Origin of the sequence: Oceanidesulfovibrio marinus, assembly GCF_013085545.1 — a bacterium.
Lineage (GTDB): Bacteria > Desulfobacterota > Desulfovibrionia > Desulfovibrionales > Desulfovibrionaceae > Oceanidesulfovibrio > Oceanidesulfovibrio marinus.
Window position 1 is genome coordinate 4,600,747 of sequence record NZ_CP039543.1, and the last position, 17,637, is coordinate 4,618,383.

The following is a 17,637-nucleotide window of genomic DNA, read 5'->3' on the forward strand; positions in this document are numbered from 1 at the left end:
GGGGGAGAAGGCGCGCTAGGCGGCGGGCTTTTGGAAACGGCGCATCGCGCGGCGCAGATCGGCCATGTTCACGGGCTTGGCGAGATAGTCGTTGATGCCGGAGCTGAGGATGGTCTCGCGGTCGCCGACCATGGCGTGGGCCGTGAGCGCCACGATGGGGATGGTGCTGTCGAGTCCGGGGACATCGCCTCTGCGGATGCGGCGTGCCGCCTCCAGGCCGTCCATGCCCGGCATCTGAATGTCCATGAGCACGAGGTCCACGGGGTCGCGGGCGAGCACGTCCAGGGCGTGGCGGCCGCTCTCGGCTTCCAGCACAGTGTGGCCGTCGTTCTCCAGGAGCTTGCCCAGGGTCAGGCGGTTGACGAGGTCGTCCTCCACCAGAAGCAGGCGCATGGGGGCAAGGGGAGACTCGTCGTCCGGCGCGAGGGGGCCATGCTGCCGGTCGACTATGCGGAAGGTCGCGGAGAAGTAGACTGTGGTCCCGGAGCCGGGCTCGCTTTCCATGGTCAGGCTGCCGCCCATGAGCTGCACCAGCCGGCGGACGATGGACAGGCCGAGGCCGGCGCCGTGGTACTTGCGGCAGTAGGCCGACTCCAGCTGGGAAAAGGGCTCGAAGACGCAGGCGAGCTGCTCGGGCGGGATGCCTATGCCCGTGTCCTCCACAGAGGCGATGAGCGTAAATGTGCCGGACGATGCGCTGCGGACACCGGTAATCTCCACACCCACAAAGCCCTGCTGTGTGAACTTGATGGCGTTGCCCACCAGGTTCATGAGCACCTGGCGCAGGCGGATGGGGTCGCCCACCATGGTTTTGGGGATGCCGTCCGCGATTGCGATGCGCAGCTCGATATGCTTGCGGGCGGCCTCGTCGCCGTACGTGGGGCGGAGGGTGTCGAGGATCTCGGCCATGGAGAACTCCTCTTCCGTGAGCTCCATCTTGCCGGCCTCCACGCGGGAGAGGTCCAGGATGTCCGAGAGCAGACGGGTGAGGTTGCGGCTCGATGCAAGGGCCACGTCCAGGTACCGGGCCTGCTGGCTGGAGGCGGGGTCGGATGCCATGAGCTGGAGCATGCCCATGATGCCGTTGAGCGGCGTGCGTATCTCGTGGCTCATGTTGGCCAGGAACTCGCTCTTGGCGTGGTTGGCTGCCTCGGCCGCGTCTCTGGCGCCGATGAGCTCGCGCTCCATGCGCTTGATCTCGGTCAGGTCCACATCCACGCAGTACATCTCTCGGCGATTGTCCGGTGCGATGTACATGAGGTGCGAGGAGTAGACCTCCACGTCGTGGCCGCCTTTGTCGCGCAGAACGAGTTCGCCGGAGGGAATGGGCACGTTGTCGTTGACCCAGCCATTGTGCGCGGCAATGACGCCATCGCGCATGATGTCTGGAATAATGAGGTCTTCCAGGAGGTTGCCTAGAGCTTCCTCGCGCGTGTAGCGGTACAGCCGCTCGCTGTATGGGTTCCAGAAGATGACGCGGCGGTCCTGGTCGTAGCCCTGGATGGCGATGCGATCCATGGAGTCGATGATGGCGCGGAAGCGGCGCTCGTTGTCGGCCACGGCCTCTGCGGCGCGGTGCTGGTCCGTGATGTCCGTAAAGATGGTGCACACGCCGCTGGGGGCCCCTTCTGCGCTGCGCAAGGGAAAGCTGGTTGTCAGAAGGTGGCGGGGCTCGCCGCCCACGGTCATGGTGGTTTCCGCGACGTACGGCTCCCTGGTGTCCAGCACGGTCGTGGCGATTCTACCGAAGAACTGCGCCCGCTCCGGGGCGAAGACATCGTAGTCGGTCTTGTCGATCAGCTCTTGGGGCGAGACGCCGAGATCGTGCGCGAACAGGCTGTTCACACGTACGAACCGGCCTTGCGTGTTCTTGATAACGATGTAGGACGAGGAGTGGTCCATGATCGCATCAAGAAGGTCGGACGTCTCCCGCAACGTTTTCTCGATCTCCTTCTGCTCGGTGATCTCGATGGCTATGCCGCACATGCCCATGATGCAGCCGTCGTCGTCAAAGACAGGGGACCTGGTGATGAGGAAATCCTGGGTGCGGCCGTCCACAATTCTGGACTCGACGACTGTGAGCGGCTTCCCGGCCTGCAGGACTTCGCGGTACGTCCGCAGCAGCCTCTCGGCTATGGGAGCGTCAAAGAAGTCGGTAGGCGACTTGCCGATGATCTCCTTACGGGAGCCGCCGAAGAGCTTGAGGTAGTGTTGGTTGACGAAGATGTAGCGGCCCTCGGTGTCCAGCAGGAAGATGACGCTGGGGATGGAGTCGAGCACGCGCTGGAGCGTGTCGTTTCCAAAGCGGTACGGCGTGCAATCGCCCAGCACGCCCATGGTGCGCGCAAGGCGGCCGTCCGCATCGAACTCGCCCCGGGTTCTGGCCCAAAAACAGCGCACCGAGCCGTCCGGATGGATGTAGCGGAACTCTTCGTTCAGGATGTCGTGCGGCCCGTTGAAAGCGTCGGCCTGCCAGGCGGCGGGTAGGTCCTGCGGGTGGACGCGGTCAGTAATGCGGCCGGAGTCGGCTATGATCTCGGCTGCGGATACGCCGAGGAGCGTCTCGGCGGCGGCGTCCATATGCAGGAACGCGCCGGTCCGAGCGTCGCGCATCCAGAAGACGATGCCGGTTTTTTCCAGCAGCTCGGGTGCGAATGCGGGGAGCGACGACGCATCCTGCCGGCCTTCAGCCAGCACGGATTCAAGCTCGGCGACGCGTTTTCTCGCCGCCTCCAGTTCGAGCTCCAGCTCCTGACGGTTCTTGCTCTCGGACATCGTGGCTCCGTTCGGCGGGGAGCTCCGGCGGCGCTGTGCAACGCGCCGAACGCCGAATCAATCATCCGGCCATGAGGAAAGCCGCAGTCATATATACTAGTTCATACAAACATAGCTGTTGCCAACTGGCGATGTCCAGCGTTTTCATGACATTGCGCAGGTGAGCCGATTCGGCGGTTATCAAGGAGGCGTTGGGCTCAACCGCCGGCAGGCTGTGGATTGCGGGTTTACGGGCTTCGGGATTCGTACCATATTCGCCGGGCCAACTCGTCAACCACGTGAGGAAAAATATGCACGTTGCCATGCGCGTCGCGGCGTGCTGCCTGTTGCTGCTGGCAGCGCCCACTCTCGCCATCGCCCATCCCCATGCCTTCATCGAGGCGCAGGTCACTATCCGCTTCGATGATGACGGCCTTGCCGGCTTCGAGCAGCGATGGCGGCTCGACCCCATGCTGACGGCCACGCTTCTCGATATCGTGGACAAGGACCACGACCAGAAGCTGAACACGGCCGAGCTTGCCGATCTTGAGGACACCAGCATGGGCAGCCTTAAGGACTTCCATTACTTCACGTTCGTGCTCATCGACGGGCAGAGCTTCGAGGTCAATTGGATGGAGGACTTCACAGCCTACATGGAGGACGGCTGCATGATCTACGAGTTCTTCGTGCCGTGCCACGTGAAGGCCGCGAAGAACCCCAGGACCGTGAAGGTGGCTGTGTACGATCCCACGTTTTTCTCCTTTGTGGCGCTTGTGGGCGAAGGCGGCGGATCGGGCATCGACCCCAGCAAGGACCCGCAGTTCGCCAACCCTTCGGCTCAGGCGCAGCCCGGCGATTTCGAGCGCTTTATCAACTCCACAGGCTTTGAACAGGCCGACCTCAAGCCGAGCTTTTCCGGAGCCGCGAACAATTTCGGCGTGCAGGGGAGCTTCGGAAAAGCCAAGGATATGGCGTACTACCAGGGGCTGATCATACCGGATGCGTTCACTGTCACGTTCGGCCAGCAGTGAAACGACAACGATGCCGTACGTGTCGAAATTGATTCCGTTCGCGGTCAGCCTGTGCGCGATCCTGGCCGTTCTCGCCATGAGCCCGCCGGCGCATGCGCGCAATCCGTTCATCCAGACGGGAGGCGAGAAAGCCCGCAACGCCACGGCGGCCCCGTCCAGCCCGTCCAGCCTGTCCGGACCGGCTGTGCCCGCGGTGTTCGCGCCCTGGCTGAGCCCTGTGCTGCAGACAATCTCCAGGGTGCAGATGGTTCTCAAGAACCGGCTCGTTGGCTTTGGACAGGCCATGCACGCCGCGCCGTTCGGCCATGCGTTCTGGATGTTCCTGGCCGTGGCCTTTCTCTACGGAGTGATCCACGCCGCCGGACCGGGGCACGGCAAGGCTTTTGCCTGTGCCTACTTCGGCAGCCGCCCGACAAGGCTCGGCGACGCCGGGCTCTTCAGCTGCATCGCCATGGCCGCCCACGTGCTCTCGGCCACGCTGCTCGTTCTGGGCGGGGCCTTTGTGCTGCGCATGTCCGGCGTGTTGGCCGTGGAGAAGTACGGCGCATGGCTGGTGACAGCGAGCTACGGCCTGCTGGCCGCAGTGGGGCTGGTGTTTACGGTTGGCGCCATTCGAGAGCTACGGCACCATTGGAATGTTGATGCCGACAGCCCGAAAGAAGAGTGCAGGGGGAGCCGCGGACTGGTCGCCACGGCCATTGCCGTGGGCATGGCCCCGTGTCCGGGCGCGGCCATCGTGCTCGTGTTCGCTCTCACGCAGGGGCTGTTGCTTCAGGGGCTGGCCGCCATGGTGGCCATTGCCGTGGGTATGAGCCTGACCACCACCATTGCCGCATACACGGCTTTGCTGGCGCGGCGTGGCCTGTCCTCGGCCGTCCATGGCCGACAGGTGCTGCTGAGCCGCATGCATGGCGTGCTCATGCTGCTGGGATCGCTGGCGCTGCTTTGCGCTGGCGTACTGCTTTTGGTCGGGCAGCTGGCAGGTTGACGGATGATGCCAACTCTATGAACCGAGCCCGCGCCAGGGGCGTGAAGCAGGAAAATGGATTTGACGAGAGAATCTTCAGAAAATCAGGTTGATGCGTCGTGCAATGGGTGCGGCGTATGCGTATCGATATGCGACGCCTTCCGGCGCCGCCGCGATCCGGACGGTGCGGCGCGGTTGCTGGCGGAAAAGTCGCAACGCGCAAAGGCGCTGCCGTATGCCGACGAGATGATTCGGGCTGTGGTGCGTCGCCAGCTCGGGTGAGGAAAGTGGTGTCGCTCTAAGGCGTGGAGCTCTTGCCGGAGTCCTGGCCCCAATCGTCGGTCGCCTCCACGTCGGCGCCCACGATATCGAACACGGCGGCCATGGCCTTGTCGATGGCCTCGATCTCCTCGGGAGGCAGCTCGGAGAGCCCGGCGATGAGCTTGATCTCCGCCGGATCGGGCAGCTCGTCGGCCAGCTTCTGGCCTTCGGGCGTCAGGAGAAGCAGCACCACGCGCCGGTCCTCCCGCTTTCGCTCGCGCACGACCAGCCCCTTTTTCTCCAGCCGATCCACAATGCCCGTGATGTTGCCGGGCGTGACGTGCAGCTTGCGGGAGAGCATGGCCGAGCTCATGCTGCCGAGCTGGTTGATGGCATGCAGGACGCTGGCTTGCGGCCCGGTCAGGCCGAAGCGTTTGCCGGAGCGCTCGGCGTCCTTGGCTACGGCGCGTGTTAGCCAGCGGATGCCGCCGACGATGCGCTGGATGGGGAGGTCACTCGGATTGTTCATCGCGTTGCTGTTGAAATGCAAGTATATGTAGTGAATATCTTAACGTTTCAGTTCGTCAAGGCCTCATATAAAATGAAAGCATTTGAAGCAATTGAAAACAGCGGGTCGCGTGATTTTTTTCCAGGCCACGAGGTGTTCCAAAAAACGCTTCGTGCAGGGCCGCACCGACGCATCGAGTGAGAGCAGAATACGCCAGGACCGGATAGCGGCCTCTGGTGCAAAAAAACGGCCCCGAAGCTGCTCGCCTCGGGGCCGTGGTGTTTTGTGTATTGGAAGGCTGGAACGCGGCTACTTCTTGCCGTTGCCGCCTCCATGACCATTCCCGCCGCCATTGCCGCCACCGTGGCCGTTACCGCCTCCGTTGCCCCCGCCATGTCCGTTGCCGCCCGCGTTGCTGTTGCCGCTGCCGCGGCCGTTGGAGCCGGAGTTGCCCATGCCGGATTTGGACTTCTGGCTGCCCAGGCCGTTGGACTGCGCAGAGGAGCCGTCTGCCGTCAGACCATGGCCCTTGCCCAGACCGTTGCCGTTGCCCTGCATGCTCCGCTCGGTGGCGCGGGTGGTGGTTCTGGTGCGGGTGCGGATCGTTTCCATGGCCGTGTCTTCCTGGGCCATCTCACCAGCCAGGGCGTCGATGCGTTCATGCGCCTGCTGGACGTGCTTGTTGCCCACGCCAAGCCCCAGCGTGCCGGGATGGACGCCCAGCTCGTTTGCGATCTGGCCCCAGCCCATGCCGTCGGCGCGCATGGTGGCGATGTCCTCGGCCTGTGCGTCGAGCGCGTCGGCCAGGGCTCCGCTGAACACGCTCTCGGCCGCTCTGAGGTCGTTTTCGGCCTGGGCGATGGCGTCCTCGTCGCCGAGCTGCTGCGCCGTCCGCAGCGCGTCGCGGGTCTGCTGCAGATCACCCATGGCGTTCTCCAGGGCCTCATGCTCGGCAGGATCGAGCGAGGCCATGGCCATGTTGTCGGTACGCTGCTGGTGCGTCTGGTTCAGCGTGTCGTAGTTGGTGTCCACCTCGGCGGCGCCGGCAGGCATCCAGGCTGCGGTGGCCAGAACCAGAGCTGTCGCGAAAATCAAGGGTTTGGTGAATGCTTTTTTCATGTGCCGTATCCTCCTTGTGAGTTACGGGCGGGGGTTACGAAAGACGATGGAATCGTCCAGGGTATGAACCCGGCCGCCGGCGCGGATGCGCTCTGCGCGGCCATAGGGTGCAATGCTCACTTGTCCGGGCCGGGCGCCGCGTTGCTCCAGGGCGCTTCGAACCGCTAAGGCGCGGTAGGTGGCGGCGTCCTTACCGGACTTGTCGTAGGAGGCGATCTCCACACGCAGCGAGGGATCATCCTGCAGCATGGCGCCGACAACGTGGATGGACTGCAGCGACTCCTTGTCCAGCTTGCTGCCGGAGCCGGGGGCGAAGCCGATGCGGTGCAGCACCACCTGCCGCACGCCAATGGCGTGGATGCGGTAAGTGAAGTCGCCCTGACTGTTAAGCGCCATGGCCGCCTCACGCGCATCGCTGCCGTCGGGGTAGTTGTCGAGGTACTTTTTCCAGGCCGGGGCGGCCAGGCCGCGCATGCCGATCTTCTGCAAAATGTCCGCGCGGTTGTAGAGCGCGTCCGGCTGCAGAGGCGCTTCCAGCAAAACCTTGTCGTACTGGGTCAGCGCGTCCTTCAGCTTGCCGGCGTCCTTGAGGTTGTGGGCGTAGTAGAGCCGCGCCGGCACGTACTTGGGATCGATCTCCAGGGCACGCAGATACGCCTCCTGCTCGGCCCCGGGGTTACCCAGCGCCCACTGGTTGACGCCCAGCCAGTACCAGTACTCCTCCTTGCCGGGATCGAGGGCCGTGGCCTTCTGCAGATAGGGCAGCGCTTCCTGCGGCTTGCTCTGCGCCAGCAGCAGGCGGCCCATGTAGTAGTTGGGCAGGGGCTCCTGCGGATGGGCGGCCAGCTCCTCCTGGAAGTGCGCCACGCCGTCGGCGTAGCGGTGCTCGTTGAGGTAGTAGTTGCCCACCACCTGGTTGGACATGTAGCGCGTGGCCGCGCAACCGGCGGCCAGGAGGCAGACCAACGCTGCGAGGGGCACTATCCATGCGGCCGGCCTGGGCCTGCGGGACAATTGGGAGCGCACGATTTCTTGTAGTATCGTATTGCCACTTAACATATTTTCCTTTTTGAACCAGCAGCCGCCAGTGGTCAATCACTATTTGGCACATTTACCAAACAATTACAAAAGGACTTTGCGGCCCTTCTGCACAAGCCGGTTTTGGAAAAACGCCGGCTAACCTGATACACCTGTCCGACAAACTCTGAACCACAACTCCTAAGGAAACGGATTGTTCCATGACCAATAGCCAGACCGAGCACAAGCTCACCCTTCGGAACCTGCGCATCGAGGACTACGACCGCATCCGCGAGCTTTCCGGCCGGGTCTACCGCGCCGTGTCCGAGCCCTGGGAGCAGCACGAGATCGCCGCCATGATCGAGCGCTTTCCCGAGGGCCAGATCTGCATCGAGGACAAGGGCAGGGTGGTGGCCGCCGCGCTCACCATGATGCTTCAGTCCTCGGTTATCGAGAAGCATCACACCTATGAGGATCTGGTGGGCGACGGCACCCTGCGCCGGCACGACCCCGAGGGCGACTACCTCTACGGCATCGAGGTCTTCGTGGACCCGGACTACCAGGGCATGCGCCTGGGCCGCCGACTGTACGACGCGCGCAAGGAGCTCTGCGAAAGCCTCAACCTCAAGGGCATCGTGCTGGGCGGCCGCATGCCCGGCTACCGCAAGCACGCCGACGACATGGGCCCGCAGGAGTATATCCGCCGGGTCAAGAATCGCGAGATCTACGATCCCGTGCTCTCCTTCCAGCTCTCCAACGACTTCCACATCAAGCGGCTCCTGCGCGGCTACTGGAAGGAGGATACCCAGTCCCACGGCTTTGCCGTGCTCCTGGAGTGGGTGAACATCTCCTACGAGAAAACCACCCGCCTCATCGGCGGCGTCAAGTCCATCGCCCGGGTCGGCGTGGTCCAGTGGCAGATGCGCCGCTTCCCCACCTTCGAGGACTTCATGCAGCAGGTGGAGTTCTTTGTGGACACGGTCTCGGACTACGGCTCCGACATCATCCTCTTCCCCGAGCTGTTCAACGCGCCGCTCATCCACCAGTACGAAGACCAGAGCCCCTGGGAAGCCATGCGCTCTCTGGCCGGACACACCGACCGCCTGCGCCGCGAGATGCTGGACATGGCCGTGTCCTACAACATCAATATCGTCACCGGCTCCGTGCCCGAAATCCGCGAGGACGGGCAGCTCTACAACGTCTGCTACCTCTGCCGCCGCGACGGCACCTGGGACAGCCAGTACAAGCTGCACATCACCCCGGACGAGCAGGCCAGCTGGGGCCTGACCGGCGGCGAGTCCCTCAAGGTATTTGATACCGACGTGGGCAAAATCGGCATCCTCATCTGCTACGACGTGGAGTTTCCGGAGCTGGCCCGGCTCCAGAGTCAGCGCGGCATGAAGATCCTCCTTGTGCCCTTCTGGACCGACATCAAGAACGCCTACCTGCGCGTACGCCGCTGCGCCCAGGCCCGGGCCATCGAGAACGAGTGCTACGTGGCCATCTCCGGCAGCGTGGGCAACATCCCCAAGGTCGAAACCATGGGCATCCAGTACTCGCGCGCCGCCGTGTTCACGCCCTCGGACTTCTCCTTCCCCCACGACGCCATCGCCGCCGAAGCCACACCCGGCGTGGAAACCACCCTCATCACCGACCTCGACGTCGAGCTCATCCAGGAGCTCCGGCTCCAGGGCAGCGTGCGCAACGCCGAAAGCCGGCGCACCGACCTCTACGATCTACGCTGGCTGCATGATTAGAGACGGATAGCTGGTACTGGGGGACGCTGTCCCCCATGTCCCCCTGCCGGGGACCAGTGGTCCCCGGACCCCTTATAATGGGTCCAGGGAGCTAAGCTCCCTGGCGGGGTGCCCGAGGGGCAGCGCCCCTCGGAACATGGATTGGATTGTAGGGTGTGTTTACGCCGCGTTGCACTGCGACGGCTGGTCGAGCCGTTTTTCGCGGAAGGCTTCGATGACGTAGCTGGCGAGGCGGTCGACGGCTTCGCCGCCGTTGTCGGTGCGGCGGTGGAGGGAGACGGTGACCGAGGGGAGCTGAGGGAACCCGTCGTCCTCGCCCAGGAGGCGTCCGCCCGGCGGCAGGGAGTGCAGGCCGATGGGAGCCACAGCGAGGCCGGCCGTGATGGCGGCCTGGATGCCCATGATGCTGGGGCTGGTGTAGGCGATGCGGTAGGCCCGGCCGATGTCTTCGAGGGCCTGGGTGCCCCAGGCGCGGTACTCGCAGCCCTCGGCGAACACGGCCAGGGGCAGGGGATTGATCTCGTGCGTGCAATGGGAGGCCGAGGCGGCCCAGACGATGGGCTCCTGGGCGATGGTCTGGCCAGCCACGGTGGGCGTCACGTTCGTGCGGATCACCAGGTCCAGCTTTCCGTTGTCCAGAGCGGTCAGCAGGGCGGCGCTTGATTCGCAACAGCGCATCTCCACCTGCACCAGAGGGCAGACCGAGGCGAATCGCTCCAGGATGCCGGGCAGGAAAAAGGCGGCGTAGTCGTCCGGCGCGCCCAGACGCACCACCCCGGCCACGTCCGGCGTGGACAGAGCGGCCACGGTTTCTTCGTGCGCCCGGATGAGCCGCCGGGCATGGGGCACGAACGCCTCGCCGTACGGCGTCAGATGCACGCTGCGCGCATCGCGCGCGAACAGCTCCTGGCAGAGCTCGCCTTCGAGCCGCTTGATCTGCTGGCTCACGGCCGACTGCGTGCGGTTCACCAGCTCGCCGGCGCGGGTGAAGTTTCGGGTCTCAGCCACGGCAATGAACGTCCGTAAGAGATCGTACGACAGATCCACGATCACAACTCCTTATTGTTGGGGTGTGAGCAAGTTGTCTTGCTTATCACTCCATGGCCCATCACGCCGCTGTCGTCAAGCGCGTTGAGGTCCGAGGGGCGCCGCCCCTGGTACGCCCCATCCTGGGGCGTACCTTTGGTCGGTTCATTCCACTCACCGGTCCGATTCTTCTGTCCTGGAGAATCGTCGGGCACCCCGCCAGAGAACTAAGTTCCCTGGACCTGTAACTGGTCCATGCCCCGAAGAGGGTCCAGGGAGCCATGCTCCCTGGCAGGGGGGACAGAGTCCCCCACAAGTAATGTTCCCCTGGCCGCCAGAGGCACGTGTTTTATTTGAATAAGATTGTCATCTACTGGTGAACGAGCAGGGCGGCGCCGGTGAGCTCCTTGAGCAGGGTTGTGGAGACTGAACCCATGAACAGCGTGCCTTTGTTTTCGCCGGTGCGGCCCACGCCTACGGCGGCGTAGTGGCCGTCTGCGGCTTCGGCGAGGATGGCTTTGGCCGGGTTGGCGGAGGCCACGGTCTTGGTGTGGATGCGCTCGACGCCGACGCCGTGCTGTTCGAGCATCCCGACGGCGCGTTTGAAGAGTGCATCGGCCCGGGCGTGGTCCTCGTGGCCGGGGTCGAGCACGCTGAAGAGGGTGATGGGCTGGGACTCGCGGGCCAGGAGGAAGCCGACGTGGTCCACCATGCCAAAGGCCTGCTCGGAGTCGTCCAGGCAGGCGAGCACGCCGGTGCGGTCCTCGCCGGGCATGCGTGCGATCCACACGGGCACCCGCAGGCCGGTGTCCACGATGTCGCTGCTGACGCTGCCTTCTACCAGGTCCATGAGCCAGGCGTGGCCGCGGCGGCCCAGAACCACGGCGTCGTACAGGCCGCGCACGGCTTCGGCGGCGAGCTCTGCGGGCTTGGACCGCCGGGCGAAGAGGTTTTTCTGCTCCACGGACTCGGATGGGAAGCCGGCTTCCACGAGCAGCCGCGCCGCCTGGTCCAGGGAGAACTTGCCGCGGGCCAGGGAGGAGGTGAGGAAGCGGCCAGGATTTTCCACGTCCGGGGGCTTTGGGACGACAAAGAGCAGGGTCACGGCGATATCGTCGGTGACGCGCAGGAAGCGGCTGATGAAGCGGACGCCATGCAGGGCGCTGGGCTCGTCGCTGATGGCGGCCAGGATATGTCGCGGGGCTTTGACCATTGGATTACCTCGTTGGAAGTTGCGCGCCAGGGGCGCGATTCAGGAGACCACCCAGATCGTGCAGCCCTTGGCGTGGTGGACGATCTTGCTGGAGACGCTGCCGAAGATGAACTCTTCGGCCTTGGAGAGGCCGCGCCTGCCGACCACGATGGTGCCGTAGCCGCCTTCTTCCATGCAGCGCAGGATCTCCTGGGAAATAGTGGCGCCGTGACTGCAGCGCAGGGCCTCCTGGTCCGGGGAGGGGCGCTGGCAGCTGGGCACGTAGAGCTCGGTCACATCGTCGGAGCCCATGCCGGCGTCGAGGAGCTTCTGGCGGGAGTCGGCCAGGAAGCGGCGCATGTCCGCGGCGTAGGCGTTGCAGTTCTTCTTCCAGGCCGCCTCGTCGGGAAAGAGATCGCGGTCCGGCAGGCGTTCTATATGCACGACCTGGACCGTGAACCCGCCGCGGCAGCCGATGATTGCGGCGGTGTAGTCCACGGCGCGCATGGAGTTCTCGGAACCGTCCACGGCGATCATGATGTGCGTGCAGTCCATGGCGTCCTCCCTTGCATTGCGTGTGGTCATGGCGCGGGTTGCATTGTTTTGAGCACCGGGCGCAGGTCGTCGAGGAGCTCGGCCGTGGATTCGTAGAAGAGGGGCGCCCCGGAGGAGAAGTGCTGGAGGATGTAATTGAGCTCCTTGGGGATGTAGGGGAACAGTTTGCCGATGTTCATGATCCGGTGCGGGAACATGAGCGAGAGGTCGTCCTCGTTGATGGATTGAATGACCGGGGCCGGGAACCGGGCGAGTTCCTGGGCCGTGTAGATGCGCTTGCCCACGAGAAAGAGCAGGATGTTGCCCAGGCCGAAGAGGTCGAGGCCGAAGGGGTTCTCGTGAGACTGGAAGGCGTAGTCGAAGTCGATCCAGCGGCACTGGCGCGTGCCGTGCTCCATCAAGAGGTGGTCGCGGCGGACGTCGCCGTGCTTCTCGAAGCGGTCGTGCAGGCTGGCGATGGCCTCGCAGGCCGTGATGAAGCGTGCGAGCAGGTCCGGAAAGTGCTCGTAAAAGTATGTCTCGTGGTCGGCCTCGATGGCGTCGGCCACCACGTCGATGGGCTTGCCGCGGATGATGTCCAGCACGCGCACCACGTTGCCGCGGGTGTCGTTGATGGGCACGCCCTGCATGAAGCGGATGTCCCCGCGGACCTCCATGAGGATGCGCGCTTCCTTCTGCGGGCTGCGGTAGCACTGCACGGCGATGGCGCCGAGATGGAGGGTGAAGCTCTCGTAGAAGACGAGCTTGAGGATTTTGGACTCGCCGCTTTCCAGACAGCGGCAGCGCTTGACCCAGTACTTGGGGTCCTCCAGGCCGAAGCGCCGCTCGGACTCGTCCTTGAACACCAGGTAATGCATGCCGCCCAGCTCGATCACATCGCCGTAGTCGATGCGCATGAACTCGCTGGTGTCAGTGACGAGACGGCCGCAGCGAGCCATGGGAAAGTCCGGCATTCGTTCGCGGACGAGCTCTCGCACATCCAAAGCCATGGCCAACCTCCCGGAAACGGGAACAAAGTGGTGTCAATATAATACCCATGCCGCCGGTCCATGTCACGAAACAAGGCAGCAGAATATCAGAGGGCGACATTTCGGCCTGCAGGGTCCTGAAAGACAAAGATCCCAACGAGGGGGCAGCGTCCTCCGGATGCGATCAGGACTGTCCGCCCGCGTCGTTTCCTCCGCTCGGGTGCCGCTCGCAACAGGAGCGAGACGGCGTTTTCCGCCGGGGCATACCCGTTCGTTTCCGGATGGAGGCCGCATAGATAATACTCCGGCACGAGGCTCTGAAGATGTTGAATTCATTTCCAGATTTGGTATCTATGCGAGACTGGCGCAGTCCGCGGGTAGTTTTTCGGAAAATACCATACGTCATTTTTCGGGGAAGGCATTGCGCCGGGTGCAGGGTCGAACTACGATGAAAAAATGAGGAGCCCTATTCCCCCAGAGACGGGCGCTAACGAGGATCGATTCCGCACGGTTTCGGTCGCCAGCAGCAATACCGGAGACACAGCATGTTGCATCGGATTTCATTGGCTCTCACCATCTGCGGGCTTGTCTGTCTCGTATTTCTTACCGTGCCTGCCTTTGCGCAGGAACCCGAACCCATCCCGCCGAACCTGGTGGGCACGTGGGTGGGCAAACGCTCCTCGTTTCTCATTCTGGACGGCCACTTCAAGCACATCATCGATGAACCGCTCACGGCGTACATCATCGACAAGCAGGATGGTCGGCTCATTGCCGGGGAAAAGACCTCCAAGCTCCACGTGGAGGGGCCGGGCTCCGGCAACGGAGAGGAGTTCTTCGGCGTCATCTCGCCCGATCTGAAAACCGTGTACATCGCGGAGCATAAGGCCGGATACGCCGTGTTCCATCTTACAGGGCCGGACGAGATGGAGGTCTCCTACATCTCCGACGGCAGCGGCGAAAAGGGCACGGAGCTCATGGCCAGCATCCAGCGGCTGCGCCGGCAGTAGAGCTCGATGCGCGTCGGGCGGCGCTTGTGCGACCCGCCTCCGGGTGATTGCGAGACCGCCTGACCGTGAGACCGGGGAGGCTCGAAGCTATCCCGCCCATTCTTTACCCCAGCTGCGAAACCACAGCCCATGCTCAGCGGAAGATGTCCATGGGCGTGTAGGTGTGCGTGCCTTCGATCACCGGGATGCCGGCCTTGGCCTGGATCTTGGCGATGATCGTCTCGCGATGGGGACAGTGCTCCGTGATGCAGGGGCCGATGTGTACGGCCGTGGGCTTTTCCGAAAGAGGCGCGTTCCACAGCTTCACCTGGGCCAGCCGGGTGATGATGGTCGCGCCGGGGCAGTCCCCGCAGTTGAGCAGGCCCATGACCTCGGCCTCCTCGTCCTCGTACAGCTCAAAGAATCCCTCGCGCCGGTTGAAGCTGACCAGGCAGCGCGAGCAGCCGATGCAGACGTCGTCCATTGCTTTCTTGCAGCCGATGATGAGGATTTTTTCCATGTCTTCTCCTGTCCGGACGGCCGCCGGCCGCCGCGCATGACGGTGTTTGCGGGTCGCGTGCTGGTCCGCGGGAACAACGGAACCGCGGCGCGGCTCGAAGCAGAACTGCGGACAAAACGTATACTTTTCAGGCGGGTTTTTCAAATACTCTGTGCGGCGCATCCGGAGCGCGCTGGCCTGTTGCTTTCTGCCGGCCATAATCCCAGTGTTGACGGTCTCTCCGGGGCATATTCGCGGGTGAATCGCGGACGGATCGTCATCTTGAGGAAAGAATTCTTGAGTTCCCTGGGGAAAAAAATATAGTGTAAGGCCATTATCCGATCCTCTGCGGATCGTCAGGAATAACTCACATGGTGCGATCGCTGAATCACATGCCCGCCGCCTTCCGCCGCCGGACCGGGCTGACTCTCAAAGAAGCGGGAATGGCGGTGGTGCTTATTGCGCTCCTCGTCCTTCTCGTGAACACGGGTGCGGAATCACTCAACTACAACTGGCAGTGGTACCGCGTCTGGAAGTACATCTATACCTTCAAAGACGGCGTGTTCACGCCGGGGCCGCTGCTCCACGGGCTGTGGGTCACCCTGCAGATCACGGGCATCAGCCTGGTGCTCTCCTTCCTCTTCGGGCTGACCACGGCCGTGCTCCGGCTCTCGGACTCCATCGTGGGCAAGATCATCGCCCGCTGCTACCTGGAGTCCATCCGCAACACGCCGCTGCTCATCCAGATATTCTTCATCTACTTCGTGCTGGGCCAGGTGCTGGACATCGAACGCTTCACCGCCGCGGTGCTGGCGCTTTCCCTGTTCGAAGGCGCGTACGCCTCCGAGGTCTTCCGCTCCGGCATCGCCTCCATAGACAAGGGCCAGTGGCAGGCCGCGCACAGCCTGGGCCTGTCCACGTGGCACACCTACCGCTACGTGGTGCTGCCGCAGGCCATCCGCCGCATCCTGCCGCCGCTGGCCAGCCAGGCCGTGGCCCTGGTGAAGGACTCGGCCCTGGTCTCCACCATTGCCGTGCTGGAGCTCACGCAGGAGGCGCAGATCATCATCGCGCAGTCCTTTCTGACGTTTGAGGTCTGGTTCGTGGTCGCGGCCATCTATCTGGTGGTCACCATCACGCTGTCGCGCCTCGTGAATCTTCTGGAAAAGCGAATGTCCAAGGGACAGGCCATGTATAACGAACAGGGAGCCGGGTAACATGCCGGAAAGCGCCGTGAACGAAAGCCCCCAGGCCCAAAGCGAAGAGTGCGGCGAGCCCGGAGTGTTCGCCGGGAACGAGCCCATCGTCATCGCCGAGCACGTGAGCAAGACCTTCGAGAACGGGGTGCACGCCCTGGACGACGTGAATCTCTACGTCCACCGCGGCGAGGTGAAGGTCATCATCGGGCCGTCCGGCTCGGGCAAGTCCACCTTCCTGCGCTGCCTCAACGGCCTGGAGGCCATGGACGAAGGCCGCGTGGTTATCGACTCCATCCCCCTGGACAACAGCAAGAAGCACCGCGACGAGATCCGCCAGGAAGTGGGCATGGTCTTCCAGCAGTTCAATCTTTTTCCGCACATGACCGTGCTGGAGAATGTCAACCTCGCACAGCGGCTGGTGCGCAAGAAGAGCAAGGACGAGGCCACCGAGACGGCCATGCAGCTGCTGGACAAGGTGGGCATCGGCGACAAGGCCGCAAGCTACCCGGCCCAGCTCTCCGGCGGGCAGCAGCAGCGCGTGGCCATAGCCCGCGCCCTGGCCCTCAAGCCCAAGGTCATGCTTTTTGACGAGGCCACCAGCGCCCTGGACCCGGAGATGATCGGCGAGGTGCTGCAGGTCATGAGCGATCTCGCGGCCGAGGGCATGACCATGGTGGTGGTGACCCACGAGATGGGGTTTGCCCGCGAGGTGGGCGACGCCGTGGTGTTCATGGAGCAGGGCAAGGTGGTGGAGGAGTGTCGCACCGAGACCTTCTTCGAGTCGCCCAGCCATCCCCGGACGCGCGAGTTTCTCAGTCAGATTTTGTAATATGGCGGAGCCGGACGCCGCACCGTGCGGCCTGGCCCCAATATCAACCGTTACTTCAAGGAGTGCAGGACAATGAAAGCGTGGAGATTCATCCAGGTAACCGCCCTCATCGGGGCGATCATGATTTTTGTGGTCAACAGCGCCCAGGCCGAATCCGTCCGAAACCAGCTCGCCCAGGAAAGCACCATCGAGCAGGTGCTGCAACGCGGCGTGCTCAAGGTCGGCATGGACACCTTTGTGCCGTGGGCCATGAAGAACACGAAGGGGCAGCTCATCGGGTTCGAGATCGACGTGGCCAAGCAGCTGGCCCAGGACCTGGGCGTGGAGGTCGAGTTCGTCCCCACCAAGTGGTCCGGCATCATCCCGGCGCTGCTCACCGGCAAGTTCGACGTCATTATCGGCGGCATGTCCACCACCACCGAGCGCAACCTCAAGGTGAACTTCACCGTCCCGTACAACTACACAGGCCAGGCCATCGTGGCCAACAAGAACCTGGCCCCCGGGCTCTCCACGCTCGAGGACTTCAACCGCGATGACTTCACCGTGGCCGCCCGCACCGGCTCCACCGCCGCCGAGGCCGCCCGCAAGTTCCTTCCCAAGGCGAAGCTCGTGCTCTTCGACACCGAGCCCGCCGCACTCCAGGAAATACTCAACGACAAGGCGCACGTCTTTGTCAGCTCGGCGCCGCTGCCTGCCTTCCAGGCCATCGAGCATCCGGACACGCTCTATCTGCCCTTCAAAGACACCATCACCAAGGAGCCAACGAGCTTCGCGGTGCGCAAGGGCGACGTGGACACGCTCAACATCTTCAACAACTGGATTCGCCGCAAGGAGCTGGAGGGCTGGCTGCAGGAACGCGCCCTCTACTGGTTCAATACCCGCGACTGGGCGGATCAGGTCGAGTAGCCGCGGCTACCCGCCATTTCCAAGCGTGAACAGCCGCCCCGGCGCGATGTCCCGGGGCGGCGT

The 17,637-nt window shown here is 63.6% G+C and carries 17 protein-coding genes; 8 read left to right on the forward strand and 9 right to left on the reverse strand.

Going from position 1 to position 17,637, the window contains the following annotated elements:
- Positions 1-15: 15 nt before the first annotated feature.
- Positions 16-2,775, reverse strand: a complete 2,760-nt coding sequence (locus E8L03_RS20120) for a PAS domain-containing hybrid sensor histidine kinase/response regulator (RefSeq protein ID WP_171268328.1) — start codon at positions 2,773-2,775, stop codon at positions 16-18.
- A 290-nt stretch (positions 2,776-3,065) separates the two neighbouring features.
- On the opposite strand from E8L03_RS20120, the gene E8L03_RS20125 reads away from it, so the two are divergent.
- From E8L03_RS20125 to E8L03_RS20135, 3 genes are read left to right on the forward strand one after another with little or no spacing between them, the layout of a single operon-like run.
- Positions 3,066-3,785, forward strand: coding sequence for a DUF1007 family protein (locus E8L03_RS20125; RefSeq protein WP_171268329.1), 720 nt, complete (start codon positions 3,066-3,068; stop codon positions 3,783-3,785).
- Between the two features lie 19 nt (positions 3,786-3,804).
- On the forward strand, positions 3,805-4,773 hold the full coding sequence (locus E8L03_RS20130; protein ID WP_171268330.1) for a nickel/cobalt transporter: 969 nt from the start codon (positions 3,805-3,807) through the stop codon (positions 4,771-4,773).
- Positions 4,774-4,827: 54 nt separating this feature from the next.
- The gene (locus E8L03_RS20135; RefSeq protein WP_171268331.1) at positions 4,828-5,034 is read left to right on the forward strand and encodes a hypothetical protein; all 207 of its coding nucleotides are present in this window, start codon (positions 4,828-4,830) and stop codon (positions 5,032-5,034) included.
- A gap of 16 nt (positions 5,035-5,050) precedes the next feature.
- Here the strand turns inward: E8L03_RS20135 and E8L03_RS20140 are convergent, their stop codons facing one another.
- From E8L03_RS20140 to E8L03_RS20150, 3 genes are all read right to left on the reverse strand, one after another.
- Positions 5,051-5,542, reverse strand: a complete 492-nt coding sequence (locus tag E8L03_RS20140; protein WP_171268332.1) for a MarR family winged helix-turn-helix transcriptional regulator — start codon at positions 5,540-5,542, stop codon at positions 5,051-5,053.
- Positions 5,543-5,830: 288 nt separating this feature from the next.
- The gene (locus E8L03_RS20145; RefSeq protein ID WP_171266205.1) at positions 5,831-6,640 is read right to left on the reverse strand and encodes a hypothetical protein; all 810 of its coding nucleotides are present in this window, start codon (positions 6,638-6,640) and stop codon (positions 5,831-5,833) included.
- 21 nt (positions 6,641-6,661) lie between these two features.
- Positions 6,662-7,666, reverse strand: coding sequence for a tetratricopeptide repeat protein (locus tag E8L03_RS20150; protein ID WP_171268333.1), 1,005 nt, complete (start codon positions 7,664-7,666; stop codon positions 6,662-6,664).
- A gap of 212 nt (positions 7,667-7,878) precedes the next feature.
- On the opposite strand from E8L03_RS20150, the gene E8L03_RS20155 reads away from it, so the two are divergent.
- The gene (locus tag E8L03_RS20155; RefSeq protein ID WP_171268334.1) at positions 7,879-9,414 is read left to right on the forward strand and encodes a bifunctional GNAT family N-acetyltransferase/carbon-nitrogen hydrolase family protein; all 1,536 of its coding nucleotides are present in this window, start codon (positions 7,879-7,881) and stop codon (positions 9,412-9,414) included.
- A gap of 159 nt (positions 9,415-9,573) precedes the next feature.
- Here E8L03_RS20155 and E8L03_RS20160 read toward each other — a convergent pair whose 3' ends face one another.
- The 4 genes from E8L03_RS20160 to E8L03_RS20175 form a co-directional block, all read right to left on the reverse strand.
- A complete protein-coding gene (locus tag E8L03_RS20160) occupies positions 9,574-10,461 on the reverse strand; it encodes a LysR substrate-binding domain-containing protein (RefSeq protein ID WP_144306708.1) in 888 nt (295 codons plus the stop codon).
- Positions 10,462-10,810: 349 nt separating this feature from the next.
- The gene (locus E8L03_RS20165) at positions 10,811-11,653 is read right to left on the reverse strand and encodes a universal stress protein (protein WP_144306707.1); all 843 of its coding nucleotides are present in this window, start codon (positions 11,651-11,653) and stop codon (positions 10,811-10,813) included.
- Between the two features lie 39 nt (positions 11,654-11,692).
- The gene (locus E8L03_RS20170; protein WP_244963596.1) at positions 11,693-12,217 is read right to left on the reverse strand and encodes a universal stress protein; all 525 of its coding nucleotides are present in this window, start codon (positions 12,215-12,217) and stop codon (positions 11,693-11,695) included.
- Positions 12,214-13,176, reverse strand: a complete 963-nt coding sequence (locus tag E8L03_RS20175) for a serine/threonine protein kinase (protein ID WP_144306706.1) — start codon at positions 13,174-13,176, stop codon at positions 12,214-12,216. Before E8L03_RS20175 ends, E8L03_RS20170 begins: the two co-directional genes overlap by 4 nt.
- 524 nt (positions 13,177-13,700) lie before the next feature.
- On the opposite strand from E8L03_RS20175, the gene E8L03_RS20180 reads away from it, so the two are divergent.
- Positions 13,701-14,162, forward strand: a complete 462-nt coding sequence (locus E8L03_RS20180) for a hypothetical protein (RefSeq protein ID WP_171268335.1) — start codon at positions 13,701-13,703, stop codon at positions 14,160-14,162.
- Between the two features lie 133 nt (positions 14,163-14,295).
- Here the strand turns inward: E8L03_RS20180 and E8L03_RS20185 are convergent, their stop codons facing one another.
- Positions 14,296-14,661, reverse strand: a complete 366-nt coding sequence (locus E8L03_RS20185) for a CGGC domain-containing protein (protein WP_144306704.1) — start codon at positions 14,659-14,661, stop codon at positions 14,296-14,298.
- A 350-nt stretch (positions 14,662-15,011) separates the two neighbouring features.
- Between E8L03_RS20185 and E8L03_RS20190 the strand changes: the two genes are divergently transcribed.
- From E8L03_RS20190 to E8L03_RS20200, 3 genes are all read left to right on the forward strand, one after another.
- Positions 15,012-15,857: an amino acid ABC transporter permease gene (locus E8L03_RS20190; RefSeq protein ID WP_235896717.1), complete on the forward strand. Its 846-nt coding sequence runs from the start codon at positions 15,012-15,014 to the stop codon at positions 15,855-15,857.
- A gap of 85 nt (positions 15,858-15,942) precedes the next feature.
- Positions 15,943-16,668: an amino acid ABC transporter ATP-binding protein gene (locus tag E8L03_RS20195; RefSeq protein ID WP_167512607.1), complete on the forward strand. Its 726-nt coding sequence runs from the start codon at positions 15,943-15,945 to the stop codon at positions 16,666-16,668.
- 72 nt (positions 16,669-16,740) lie between these two features.
- Complete coding sequence (locus tag E8L03_RS20200; RefSeq protein ID WP_144306702.1) at positions 16,741-17,574, forward strand: transporter substrate-binding domain-containing protein; 834 nt, start codon at positions 16,741-16,743, stop codon at positions 17,572-17,574.
- Positions 17,575-17,637 lie beyond the last annotated feature (63 nt).

What these genes read in the sequence shown, in the direction of transcription:
- E8L03_RS20170 (WP_244963596.1), bottom strand. Translation starts at nt 12,217, where the DNA reads ATGACCACACGCAATGCAAGGGAGGACGCCATGGACTGCACGCACATC.
- E8L03_RS20175 (WP_144306706.1), bottom strand. Translation starts at nt 13,176, where the DNA reads ATGGCTTTGGATGTGCGAGAGCTCGTCCGCGAACGAATGCCGGACTTT.
- E8L03_RS20200 (WP_144306702.1), top strand. Translation starts at nt 16,741, where the DNA reads ATGAAAGCGTGGAGATTCATCCAGGTAACCGCCCTCATCGGGGCGATC.
- E8L03_RS20145 (WP_171266205.1), bottom strand. Translation starts at nt 6,640, where the DNA reads ATGAAAAAAGCATTCACCAAACCCTTGATTTTCGCGACAGCTCTGGTT.
- E8L03_RS20180 (WP_171268335.1), top strand. Translation starts at nt 13,701, where the DNA reads ATGTTGCATCGGATTTCATTGGCTCTCACCATCTGCGGGCTTGTCTGT.
- E8L03_RS20140 (WP_171268332.1), bottom strand. Translation starts at nt 5,542, where the DNA reads ATGAACAATCCGAGTGACCTCCCCATCCAGCGCATCGTCGGCGGCATC.
- E8L03_RS20135 (WP_171268331.1), top strand. Translation starts at nt 4,828, where the DNA reads ATGGATTTGACGAGAGAATCTTCAGAAAATCAGGTTGATGCGTCGTGC.
- E8L03_RS20155 (WP_171268334.1), top strand. Translation starts at nt 7,879, where the DNA reads ATGACCAATAGCCAGACCGAGCACAAGCTCACCCTTCGGAACCTGCGC.
- E8L03_RS20125 (WP_171268329.1), top strand. Translation starts at nt 3,066, where the DNA reads ATGCACGTTGCCATGCGCGTCGCGGCGTGCTGCCTGTTGCTGCTGGCA.
- E8L03_RS20190 (WP_235896717.1), top strand. Translation starts at nt 15,012, where the DNA reads ATGGTGCGATCGCTGAATCACATGCCCGCCGCCTTCCGCCGCCGGACC.
- E8L03_RS20185 (WP_144306704.1), bottom strand. Translation starts at nt 14,661, where the DNA reads ATGGAAAAAATCCTCATCATCGGCTGCAAGAAAGCAATGGACGACGTC.
- E8L03_RS20165 (WP_144306707.1), bottom strand. Translation starts at nt 11,653, where the DNA reads ATGGTCAAAGCCCCGCGACATATCCTGGCCGCCATCAGCGACGAGCCC.
- E8L03_RS20120 (WP_171268328.1), bottom strand. Translation starts at nt 2,775, where the DNA reads ATGTCCGAGAGCAAGAACCGTCAGGAGCTGGAGCTCGAACTGGAGGCG.